Below are 11513 nucleotides of genomic sequence, written 5' to 3'. Positions count from 1 at the left end.
ACCTTCGAGGGGCGCATCAGCCCCTCGAGCAACTAAGGAACGCCGTGGCCCACCCACCGTTATTCGGACAGACCCGATCCCGACAGGGGTCGAGCCGTAGCCAGGCGCTTCCACGCGAAGGCAAGGTCACCACTCGGTCATGGAAGGGTGTCGGTTTTGCCATGCAGCATAGATGGAGGATTGTGCAATCTAGGCTGCATCTCGACAACAACAACGATCACATTTGCATGTCGGCAAACCGCTGATAGTGCCCCTGGAAAGCAACCGTGATCGTATCCGTCGGACCGTTACGGTGCTTCGCCACGATCAGGTCCGCCTCGCCAGCACGTGGCGATTCCTTCTCGTAGGCGTCCTCCCGATGGAGCAGGATCACGACGTCGGCATCCTGCTCGATGCTGTTGTGCGCCGCAATGCCGTTGGCGACGAGGTTGTGTCCGTCGAGCACGGTCGCGTCATAGACCTGCTTCTCCCCCATGGGCTCGATGGCGACGACCTCGTCCCACAAGAGGTCGTTGACCGCCATGATCTCCAGCTCTTCGCTCTCGAGGACCTTGGCGATCTTGCCAAGCCGATGCCTCGAGGGCGAGTTCTTCCACAACGCACTCCCGCAGAACTGTGTCCCGATCGCGGCAGCGAACTCCCGGTGCGTCATCTCCCGCTCGACGAGCAGGGCGCGAACGTCGTCCCACACCTGGCGCGGAACGGTGTCGACGTTGGTGTTCGACTTGGTCTCGCGGATGGTCTCCAGCAGCTTGTCTGCGATGTCGCCGCGGTCGCCGTGCACCCCGATCTCCTGGAGGAAGCGTCTCTGGTCGTCCACACCACTGATGTCGAGGGTGTACCCGGGCCGATAGGCGCCCTTGAGTGTCGCGCGATGAACTCGGGTCGAGATACCGAACCGGAGAAGCAGGCGCGACAGCCCATCGATGATCTCGCGAGACGTCGAGGCGTAGTAGATACGCCCGCTGCGCCCGTTCTTGTTGAGCGTGACGGACCCGTCGGTCGCCCAGATGTGCTTGATGAACAGGGCGATCTGCTGCTTCGGCAGGTGGAAGACGCCCGTCGGGATGAACTTCTCGTGGCTTCGGGCACCGAACAGTCCCAGGTCGTCGAGCCACTCCGCGATCGGGTTCCGACGGCCCCGCGCGAGGCGGTACGGAGCCGGCAACCGCAGCGTCGTCACCCGAGCAGCGGCGTACTCGTCACGGATGGGCGTGATCCCGAAGGCTGCGGCAGCCTCGGACACGACCGCCAGGTTCCGCTCGTCGATGGAGGCGTACCGGATGGGCTGCCGCTTGACGAACGACCCGTCGCCGAGCAGGTGCGCCAGCATGACGACCTTGCGGTCGTCCCACTCGGCGTTCTTCTCGGGGCCGGGGACGTGCCGCGGGACGCCGATGCGCGAACCGACCTCGAGCTCACCGAGCGGCGTCCAACCGTCATAGGTGAGGAACGGGTGGTTTGCCGTCGCCTCGATCTCCTTGCCGGACGAGAGCCTCATCTTGAAGACGGGCTTCACACCCGTGGGGAAGACGTGGGTGAGGTGACGGCGGACGTACTGAAGTCGCTCGTTGAGTGCCCAGACGGGAACGTCCTTGGCGTTGAGCGCGAACAGCTCACCCATCGTCGTCTCCGCGCCGGTGTCGGCGCGCAGGATCTTGGTGTCCTCGGTCAGGCAGCCCGATTCACGAAGGTCGCTCATCTGCGGCTTCTTGTCTCCGCGCTGTTCTGGTCCACGGTTCAGCTGCGAGATGGCGATCACGGGCACCTCGAGCTCCTTCGCGAGCAGCTTGAGTGCACGCGAGAACTCGGAGACCTCCTGCTGACGGGACTCGACACGCTTTCCGGACGACATGAGCTGGAGGTAGTCGATGACGACGAGCTTGAGGTCGTGACGCTGCTTGAGGCGCCGGCACTTGGCGCGGATCTCCATGAGCGACATGTTGGGTGAGTCGTCAATGAAGAGCGGCGCCTCGGACACCTTGCCCATGGTCCCGGCGAGCTTCTGCCAGTCGGCGTCGTCCATCTTGCCGGAACGCATGCGCGTGAGCGGAACCTTCGCCTCGGCGGCGAGGAGACGCATGGTGATCTCGTTGCGGCTCATCTCCAGGGAGAAGATGACGGACGCCATTCCATGGTGAACCGCCGCATGTGTGGCGACGTTGATGCCGAGCACGGAGTTGTGGGTAGGCACCAGGTTCCTGCTGGCCAGGTACAGGTGCGAGGGGTGATCGACCTCCACGCAGCGCACCGGGACCGACTCCACCGGACGAACGTCGACGACGAACCGCGAGGTCAGCTTGGCCGTCCCAGGACGCCGTCGATCCTTGTGGACAAGCCGCTTACGCTCGAGCTGGAACACGTCGTCGCTCGTCGTGAAGGTGATCGTGTGGGCCGTCGAGGTCGCCTCGCTACGCCCCTTGACGCGCCGCGTCGACCACCCTGTGCAGTAGCCGAGGGTGTGGATCAGCTCGCGGGTCTCGCGCGCCAGTCGCTCATCCGTCAGCGTGATCTGCACGCTGCCCTGAGGCGCGACCGTCCCGTCCGAGTCGAGCAGGCCCGCCAGCAGTTCCCGCCGTTGCGCCTCGCTCGCCCGAAGATAGGCCGTCGGGATGTGCTTGTTCTCCAGCACCCCGAGCGGCCCGAGCCGACATTCCGTCGGCTCGATGTCCTCGCCCAGTCCTTCGATCCGCATGGCGATCTCGGGATCGGCCGACGTGAACTCCGCACGCCGCGAGCTGCCGTCGCCCAGCCAGATGCCGAGCGCGTACGGGTGGATCGGGAGTTCCGCCTCGGGCAGGTCCAGCGGCTCCGCGGTGGCGATCGAGTGGTTCACGCGCCGGTCCGCCGTCGCACAGCGCACGGTGGCAGCCAGTTCCTCCGTCGTGCAGATCGACGACTCCGGCACCGCCCCACCACGCACCCGGCGGCGCTGCGCGCGGGTCGAGGTGACCCACTGGTGCTGAGCGTCCGCCACGATGACGGTGCCGTCGTCGAACTCGACCTCGTAGCAGGGCCGCCCGGTCATGACCTCGGTGGCCGCGACGACCCGCGTGGGGGTCCCGTCGGCGGAGACGAGCAGGTCGCCCACGGCGACCTCGCCCATCGTGGTCCAACCCGTCGGCGTGGGCAGCGGCGTGTCCAGAGCGAGGGCCTTGCCGATGGCCGGTCGCGCCGCCACGACGATCATCTGCCCGGCGTGCAGCCCGTTCGTCAGCCGGTCGAAGTCCGAGTACCCCGTGGGCACTCCGGTCATGCCCTCGCCGCGGCCCTGAGCGGCCTCGATCTCGTCGAACGTGGGCCCGATGATCTCGGCGAGCGGCAGGTAGTCCTCGGTGGTGCGCCGCTCGGTGACCGCGTAGATCTCCGCCTGGGCGTTGTTGACGACGGTGTCGACATCGCCACCGTCGGTCGCGTAGCCGAGCTGGACGATCTTGGTGCCGGCCTCGACGAGGCGGCGCAGCACGGACCGCTCGCGCACGATCCGCGCGTAGTAGCCCGCGTTGGCGGCGGTGGGGACGCCTGCCATGAGGTCATGGATGTAGGAGGCGCCGCCGATCCGCCCGATCTCGCCGCGCTTGGTCAGCTCGGCGACGACGGTGATCGCGTCGGCCGGCTCGCCACGCCCGTAGAGGTCGATGATCGACTCGTAGACGAGCTCGTGCGCGGGGCGGTAGAAGTCGGACCCGCGGATCTCCTCGATGACGTCGGCGATGGCGTCCTTGGACAGCAGCATGCCGCCGAGCACGCTCATCTCGGCCGCGACGTCCTGGGGCGGGGTGCGGTCGAACCCGGCTCCCGACGACGGCGTGTAGCCCGCCTCGAGCTCGTCGATCGACATGCGTTCCCCCTCTACCGGCTCCCGCCGGACTGCTGCGCCGGCCAGGCAGTTCATCTGCCGTCAAGCACTCGTTCTACCGTGCCCCACCGACACTCGGGACGACGCTAGGCGCGCCTGCCCGACTCCGCAATCGAGCCTGTGGACACAGGTGTGGACACACGTGTGGAAGACTGCCCACACCCTGTGCACGGGCGGTGGACAACTCTGTGCACAACTGGGGATATCTCCTGTGTACAACGGAAGAGTCCTGCCTGACCTGCACGAACGTTGTGCGCAGGATGTGGACCGAAGAAAGGTGAGTGACGTGCGTCGGCTCGACCGCGAGATCCTCGCGCTGGCGGTCCCCGCCCTCGGTGCCCTCGTCGCGGAGCCGCTCTTCGTGCTCGTCGACAGCGCCGTCGTCGGCCACCTCGGCACCGCCGAGCTCGCCGGCCTGTCGCTCGCCTCGACCCTCCTGGTCACCCTCGTCGGGTTGTGCGTCTTCCTCGCCTACGCCACCACCGCGGCGGTCGCTCGGCGCCTCGGCGCGGGCGCCGAGCGCGACGCTCTCCAGTCCGGCATCGACGGCCTGTGGCTCGCCCTCGGCCTCGGCGTCGTCCTCGCCGCCGCCCTCCTCGTCCTCGCCCCCGGGGCGGTGAGCGCCATGGGTGCCGACGACGACGTCGCGACGCACGCCGTCACGTACCTGCGGTGGTCGGCACCCGGCCTGCCCGGCATGCTGATCGTCCTCGCCGCGACCGGGGTGCTGCGCGGCCTTCAGGACACCCGTACGCCGCTGTGGGTCGCCGCCGGGGGCGCAGTCGCCAACGCGGTCGGCTCAGTCGCTCTCGTGTACGGCGTCGGGATGGGCATCGCCGGTTCGGCCCTCGCGACGGCGGCTGCGCAGCTCGCCATGGGCGTGGTGCTCGCCGTCGTCGTGGTCGCCGGGGCACGGGCCCGCGGCGCTTCGCTGCGCCCGCATCGCGCCGGCATCTGGGCGAACGCCGTCGCGGGCGCGCCGCTGTTCGTCCGGACGGCGTCCCTGCGCCTCGCGATCCTGATGACCGTGTGGGTCGCGACCGGCCTGGGGGCGGTCGCGCTCGCCGGGCACCAGGTCGTCAACAGCCTGTGGGGCCTGTCCGCGTTCGCGCTCGACGCGCTGGCCATCGCCGCGCAGGCGCTGGTCGGCCACGGCCTCGGAGCCGGTGACGTCGAGCGCGTGCGCGGGGTGCTGCGCCGCTGCCTCCAGTGGGGCGTCGGCGCGGGCGCCGTCCTGGGCGTCGTCCTGGCCGCGGCTGGCTGGTGGATCGCGCCGCTGTTCTCCGCCGACCCCGACGTCCGCGTCGCGGTCGCCGTCGCTCTCGCGGTCACGGGCCTGTTCATGCCGATGGCAGGCTGGGTGTTCGTGCTCGACGGCGTCCTCATCGGCGCCGGTGACGGCCGCTTCCTGGCGTGGGCCGGGATGCTGACGTTGGTGCTCTACCTGCCCTGCGCTCTGGCGGTGCGGGCGTGGGCGCCCGATGGCGCGGCGGGGCTCGCGTGGCTGTGGGCGGCGTTCGCGGGAGTGTTCATGCTGGCCCGCGCCCTGACCACCGGGCTGCGTGCCCGCGGCGAGCGCTGGATGACCACCGGCGCCTGAGGCACGGCATCCACCTGGTCGCTGTCCCCTTCCTCACCAGCCCCCCCAGCAGTCGACGGTTCTGATTCCCTTCACTCCGAGCGTCTTGCTGAAGGCGAGCCGGTCGCTCGGAGGCGCCGGCGCCGACATTTCCACAGGCCCGCAGCGGACACCCTCGCAGTTCTGGTGATATCGGTCCGTGCGGAGACCCGAACCCTTGCCGTCGACGGTCCTCGATGTCGCGCGCACGCAAGAGGGTCTCGTCGACACGCACCAGCTGCTCGGCTGCGGCCTGGCCTCGGCACGCATCACGCGCAACGTCCGGTACGGCACCCTCACCAGGGTGTTCAGGGGTGTGTACGACGTCGTGCCCGACCCCCCGTCGGCACGTCGCGAGGACCCGGACCCGGTCCGGGACGACGTCCACGAACATCGTCGCCGACGACGAGCGTGGCTGGGACTGCTCGCGCACGGTCCCCAGGCCGTCGCCGTCGGACAGACGGCGCTCGTCCTCCACGGCGTCCAGGGTCTACCCCTGCGTGCGCCCATCGAGGTGTCCCGGCTCGATCGTCGGCAACGCGTCTCACCGTCAGGCGTCACACTGCGCCGCTACGGGCCGCCTCGCTACGTGAGCACGGTCGGCGGTCGCATGCTCGCGCCGGTTCCGCTCGCGCTCGCGCAGGCACTTCCTACTCTGGCGCGGCGTGATGCCGTGGCCGTCCTGGACAGCTCGCTGCATCGTGGGATCGTCGACGCTGCAGGCCTGCGCGAGACACGAGAGCTTGCGCGCGGACGGCGGAACATCGCACGCACCCACCCCTGGTGGGAGCTGGTCGACGGACGTGCAGAATCTCCCGCGGAAACCTGGGCGCGTCTCGACTGCCTCGATCTCGGCGTCGCGCCCGACACCCTGCAGCGGGAGTTCGTCGACGTTCACGATCACCTGGTCGCACGGTGCGACCTTGCGTGGTGGCTCGGCGGAGGGCGATGGCTCGTCTGCGAGATCGACGGCAAGAAGTTCCACGAGGCACCCGAAGCGCTGTACCGCGACCGACGGCGTCAGAACCCCCTGGTCGCCGCAGGTCACGTCGTCGTGCGCTACTCAGGATCCGACGCCCGGAGCGGCATCGTGGGCGGCGAGATCCACGGACTGCTGCAGCGACTCGGATGGCGGCCCGGGCACTCGGTGCCGCCAGGCCCGACTCGGCTGCCGCACTGATCGTCCACCCCTGGACCCCCTCCCCACCGGTCTGTCTTCCTGAAGCGGCCGACGGTTCAGATTCCCTTCAGTATCCGCCTGGAAGTGAAGGCGATCAGAACCACCGGCACGACGGGGGGCGGGGGGCGGCGCGGGACGGGACGGGGCGGGGCGGGGCGGGGCGGGAACGCCGACGGCCCGGCCCCCCGAAGGGGGCCGGGCCGTGGCGTGCGAGACGAACCGGCGTCAGCCGGCGACGACCTCGAGCGCGATCTTCGCCGACACCTCGGGGTGCAGGCGGACCGACACGGTGTAAGCACCGGTCGACTTGATCGGCTGGCGGATCTCGATCTTGCGCTTGTCGACCTTCGGGCCACCAGCGGCGACGATCGCGTCAGCGATCTCCGCCGACGTGACGGCACCGAACAGACGGCCGGTGTCACCGGCGTGAGCGGCGACGGTGTAGGTCCGCGCCTGGATGGACTCGGCGGCGGCCTGGGCGTCGTCGCGCGAGGCGATCTCACGGGCCTTGCGAGCCTTGCGGATCGCAGAGACCTGCGACTCGGCGCCCTTGGTCCACGGCGTCGCCAGCGAACGCGGGACGAGGTAGTTACGGGCGTACCCGTCCTTCACCTCGACGACGTCGCCGGGCTCACCGAGGCCGGTCACCTCGTGGGTCAGGATCAGCTTTGCCATGATCTGGATCCTTCCGGTCAGCGGGCCGACGACGAGTACGGCAGCAGGGCCATCTCGCGGGCGTTCTTGACGGCCTTGGCGATCTGGCGCTGCTCCTGGACGGAGACGCCGGTCACGCGACGAGCGCGGATCTTGCCTCGGTCGGAGATGAACTTGCGCAGCAGAGCGGTGTCCTTGTAGTCCACCGACTCGATCTTGGCCGCCTTGAGGGGGTTGGCCTTCTTCTTGGGCTTGCGCACCACAGGCTTTGCCATGGTGGGTGCTCCTCTACAGGTGCAGTCCCTGCCGGGGCAGGGACGGGATGTACGTGGGTGTGGACGCCGATCAGAACGGGGGTTCGTCCGAGAACCCGCCGCCGGACGACGCGGGGCCAGCCGTGGCCCACGGGTCGTTCTGCTGACCGCCGCCGGAAGAACCGAAACCGCCGCCCTGTCCACCGCCGTTGCCGGGCCCGCCGGCGTTGCCGCCGCCGTAGCCTCCGCCACCACCGCCGAATCCGCCGCCGCCACCACTGCGCTGGGCGCGGGTGACCTTGGCCGAGGCGAACCTCAGCGACGGGCCGATCTCGTCGACCTGCAGCTCGACGACGGTGCGCTTCTCGCCTTCGCGGGTCTCGTACGAGCGCTGCGTCAGACGGCCCTGCGCGATGACGCGCATGCCCTTCGTCAGCGACTCGGCGATGTTCTCCGCAGCCTCGCGCCAGATGGAGCAGCGCAGGAACAGCGCTTCTCCGTCCTTCCACTCGTTCGACTGTCGGTCGAACGTGCGCGGGGTGGACGCGATCGTGAAGTTGGCGACGGCTGCACCCGACGGGGTGAAGCGCAGCTCCGGGTCCGCAGTCAGGTTTCCAACAACCGTGATGACGGTCTCTCCAGCCATGCCAAGCTCCTTCGTTCGTCCGCGAGAATCGGCTCTACTTGATGTCCAGGTGGCATCCCATCACGCGCTACCGACAGGTGTCGCGCCGGAAATGCCGGGTGTTCCGGTTCAGCAGGGTTCTCAGCGAGCGTTCGCGCGGAGGATCTTGGTACGCAGCACGGCCTCGTTCAGGCCGAGCTGGCGGTCCAGCTCCTTCGCGGTGTCCGACGTCGAGGTGAAGTCGACGACGGCGTAGATGCCCTCGGAACGCTTGTTGATGTCGAACGCCATCCGGCGACGACCCCAGATGTCCACGTTGTCCACAGAGCCACCCTCGGTCTTGATGACCGTGAGCAGCTTCTCGAGCGACGGGGCTACGGTGCGCTCCTCGACCTCCGGGTCCAGGATCACCATCAGTTCGTACTGACGCATGTGTTCAACCCACCTCCTCTGGTCTCAGCGGCCACGGTCGTTCCGTGGCAGGAGGGTTATTGCGTGCGTCGGCCGTGTCGTGGTTCGCCGCCCTGCGCTCGGTGAGCTGCGGGACGACGGCGACACGGCCAGTCGTCCAGGATACCCGCTGGGGGGTCCTGGGCGAAGTTCGTGGCCGGGTGGCGTCGCTCACCCCCAGCCGCCGGGCTCCTCGGTCGCCTCGTCGGTGGGTTGGTCGGTGGGCTCGTCGGTCGCGTCGGTCGGATCGGGCTCCGGTTCCTCGGTCTCCTCGGGCTCCGGTCCGAGCGACACGACGATCGTGACCGTCGAGTCGCGCTCGACCTCCGAGTTGACGCCCGGGTCGACGCCGATCACCGTCCCGGCGGGTGCCTGGTCGTGCTGTTCGGCGACGTTGACCTGGAGGCCGACCCGGCGCAGCTGCGCCTCGGCGCTGCCCTGCGGCTGCCCGACGACGTTCGGCACGACGACGCCCTGGGGCTCGTCCGACTCCCCGGTCGACACCCACAGGGTGATCGACGAGCCTGCCGGGACCCTGCCGGTGTTGCTGACGCTGATGACGGTGCCCTTCGGTGAATCGTCGTTCTGCGCCTGGGTGCTGACCGACAGACCGAGCCCGTCGAGCTGCGCGGTCGCCTGGGCGACGTCCATGCCGACGAGGTTGCCGGGGATCTCCACCCACTCGGGCGTCGACTCGCTCGGGGTCGGCGACGGGGAGTACGAGGGCTTCGGCGGGGTGTACTCAGGGAACTCCGCGACCTCCTGGCCGTCCAGCGCGACCTGCATGAACTCGGTCCACGCCTGGGCTGGCCAGGTGGAGCCGGTGATCTCTTTGCCGGCCCACTGTCCAAAGGGTTCGATCTTGCCCCAGCCCTTGAAGATTCCCTGCTCGGGGTCGATCTCGTCGTACTGCCGGATGTTGACGACCGTAGCGAGCTGCGGCGTGAAACCGGCGAACCACGCGGTCCTGTTCTCCGAGGCGGTTCCGGTCTTGCCTGCCACCGGACGGCGTTCGCCGTCAGGCCCGGTGAGCTCGAGCGCCGCTCGTCCCGAACCCTTCTCGACGACCTGCGTCATGGCGTACGTCGCCGGCGTGGTGACGTCCGACTCGAAGCGCCTCTCGGGGAGGACGTCGGGCTCGTAGAAGGTGCTGCCGTCGATGTTCTCGACGTGGTCGACCACGTGCGGCTTCACGTAGTAGCCGCCGCTGGCGATCGTCGCGTACGCGGACGCCATGTCGACCGGGTACACCCCGGCGTCGCCGAGCACATTGCCCCGGTTGTCCTGGAGCTCGTCGCTCTCACGGACGCCAAGCCGCTCGGCCACGTCGACGGTCCGCTCGGGGCCGATCTCCATGTTCAGCGCGACGTAGGCCGTGTTGATCGAGTCCTGCGTCGCCCTGACCAGATCCACCTGGCCGTAGGAGGCACCTCCGAAGTTCTTGGGCCACTCCTTCTCGGGGTCGTCGGGGTCGAGGTGGCCGGGCGAGTTGCCGTCGAACGTCTCGTTGAGCTCGTGACCGTCCTCGAGCGCCGCGATGAGAGTGAAGGGCTTGAACGTCGAACCGCCCTGGATCTTGTCCTGCCAGGCGGTGTTGAGGTTCTGGGTGACGTAGTCCTGCCCGCCGTACAGCGTGACGATCGCACCGTCCTCCGGGTCGATCGACACGATCGAGGGCCGGATGTTCTTGTTCGTGTCCTCGGGCATGTTCTTGACGATCTCGGCCGCCTCGCGCTGCAGCTTCGGCTTGATCGTCGTGTAGATCTGCAGGCCCCGGGACTCGATGTCCTCCGGCGAGACGTCGTTGGCCTCGAGCTCCTGGCGCACGGCAGCGAGGATGTAGCCCTTCTGGCCACCGAGGCTGTTGCCGGAGTTCTCCTCCTTCGGGACGAACTCGGGGAAGACGGCGCTGTCCGCCTGCTCGGCGGTGAGGTAGCCCTGCTCCTCCATGCGATTGATGCTGCGCTGCCAGCGGGCCTGCGCCTGCTCGAGGTTCACCGACGGGTCCCAGTTCACCGGGGACGGGATGATCCCCGACAGCATCGCGGCCTCGGAGTAGGTGAGGTCGGCGGCGTCCTTGGCGAAGTACGCCTGCGCAGCGGCCTGGATGCCGTTGGCCCCGCGACCCCAGTAGATCGTGTTGAGGTAGCGGCCGAGGATGAGCTTCTTGTCCTGGGTCTGCGTGATCTTCAGGGCGATGATCGCCTCTTTGGCCTTGCCGACCAGGTCCTTGGTGGTCCCCAGGTAGTACCGCTCGACGTACTGCTGGGTCAGCGTCGACCCGCCGCGCTGCGTGCCGCTGGTGAGGTTGCCGTACGCGGCGCTGGCGAGCGCCATGACGTCGATGCCGGGGTCGGTCCAGAAGGAGTCGTTCTCGGAGGCGACGACGGCGTTGCCGACGAACTTCGGCAGCGTCTCGAAATCGACGAGCTCGCGGGTCGTCTCCCCGTAGGTCCCGATCTCCTTGCCGTTGGCGTAGTAGACGGTGCTCGCCTGGTTGCGGACCTCGTCGAGGTCGTCAGGGACCTCGGTCGAGGTCCAGGCGGCGAAGAACACGCCCGCGCCGAGCGCGACGAAGCCCAGGAAGGTGCCGACGACGACGCGCCATGACGGCAGCCACCGCTGCACGAGGCCCTTGCCCCGTCGCGGATAGTTCCAGAAGCGACGTCTGCGCATGCTCGCCTCGCCCTGCCTTTCGAGAAGTTCTTGTCGACCGTGCTGTGGGGGTGCCGCCCGTGAGCGGACACGGCGAACCACCCCAGACACTAGGGGATCGACCTGGCGACCTGTCCAGGTCGGGGGCTCGCGACGGCGTTTCGAACCGGTTGTCCGCACACTTCTGGCGGCTGCTCCACGCGCTCTTCACAACTGGC

General features: G+C 68.6%; 8 protein-coding genes. 2 read left to right on the top strand and 6 right to left on the bottom strand.

What is annotated here, in order from left to right:
* Positions 1-217 precede the first annotated feature (217 nt).
* On the bottom strand, positions 218-3841 hold the full coding sequence (locus ACWAT2_RS16590; RefSeq protein WP_480049156.1) for a replicative DNA helicase: 3624 nt from the start codon (positions 3839-3841) through the stop codon (positions 218-220).
* A 304-nt stretch (positions 3842-4145) separates the two neighbouring features.
* On the opposite strand from ACWAT2_RS16590, the gene ACWAT2_RS16585 reads away from it, so the two are divergent.
* Entirely contained in the window at positions 4146-5459 is a 1314-nt protein-coding gene (locus ACWAT2_RS16585) for an MATE family efflux transporter (protein ID WP_480049155.1), read from the top strand.
* Positions 5460-5637: 178 nt separating this feature from the next.
* Positions 5638-6657 (top strand): type IV toxin-antitoxin system AbiEi family antitoxin domain-containing protein, encoded by a 1020-nt coding sequence (locus ACWAT2_RS16580; protein WP_480049154.1) that lies wholly within the window; start codon positions 5638-5640, stop codon positions 6655-6657.
* A 225-nt stretch (positions 6658-6882) separates the two neighbouring features.
* Here the strand turns inward: ACWAT2_RS16580 and rplI are convergent, their stop codons facing one another.
* The 5 genes from rplI to ACWAT2_RS16555 form a co-directional block, all read right to left on the bottom strand.
* A complete protein-coding gene (gene rplI, locus ACWAT2_RS16575) occupies positions 6883-7332 on the bottom strand; it encodes a 50S ribosomal protein L9 (RefSeq protein WP_480049153.1) in 450 nt (149 codons plus the stop codon).
* A 17-nt stretch (positions 7333-7349) separates the two neighbouring features.
* Positions 7350-7586, bottom strand: coding sequence for a 30S ribosomal protein S18 (gene rpsR, locus ACWAT2_RS16570; RefSeq protein WP_068203247.1), 237 nt, complete (start codon positions 7584-7586; stop codon positions 7350-7352).
* 70 nt (positions 7587-7656) lie between these two features.
* Positions 7657-8211 (bottom strand): single-stranded DNA-binding protein, encoded by a 555-nt coding sequence (locus ACWAT2_RS16565; protein ID WP_480049152.1) that lies wholly within the window; start codon positions 8209-8211, stop codon positions 7657-7659.
* A gap of 120 nt (positions 8212-8331) precedes the next feature.
* Positions 8332-8622, bottom strand: coding sequence for a 30S ribosomal protein S6 (gene rpsF, locus ACWAT2_RS16560; protein WP_480049151.1), 291 nt, complete (start codon positions 8620-8622; stop codon positions 8332-8334).
* 189 nt (positions 8623-8811) lie between these two features.
* The gene (locus ACWAT2_RS16555) at positions 8812-11316 is read right to left on the bottom strand and encodes a transglycosylase domain-containing protein (protein ID WP_480049150.1); all 2505 of its coding nucleotides are present in this window, start codon (positions 11314-11316) and stop codon (positions 8812-8814) included.
* Between the last annotated feature and the right edge of the window lie 197 nt (positions 11317-11513).

This window comes from Isoptericola sp. GX10416, assembly GCF_056590155.1.
Note: the sequence above shows the minus strand (reverse complement) of the source record. Positions and strands in the feature narration are given on the sequence as shown.

Coding starts and splice junctions, on each gene's coding strand:
- ACWAT2_RS16590 (WP_480049156.1), bottom strand. CDS start 3,841: ATGTCGATCGACGAGCTCGAGGCGGGCTACACGCCGTCGTCGGGAGCC.
- rplI (WP_480049153.1), bottom strand. CDS start 7,332: ATGGCAAAGCTGATCCTGACCCACGAGGTGACCGGCCTCGGTGAGCCC.
- rpsR (WP_068203247.1), bottom strand. CDS start 7,586: ATGGCAAAGCCTGTGGTGCGCAAGCCCAAGAAGAAGGCCAACCCCCTC.
- ACWAT2_RS16565 (WP_480049152.1), bottom strand. CDS start 8,211: ATGGCTGGAGAGACCGTCATCACGGTTGTTGGAAACCTGACTGCGGAC.
- rpsF (WP_480049151.1), bottom strand. CDS start 8,622: ATGCGTCAGTACGAACTGATGGTGATCCTGGACCCGGAGGTCGAGGAG.
- ACWAT2_RS16555 (WP_480049150.1), bottom strand. CDS start 11,316: ATGCGCAGACGTCGCTTCTGGAACTATCCGCGACGGGGCAAGGGCCTC.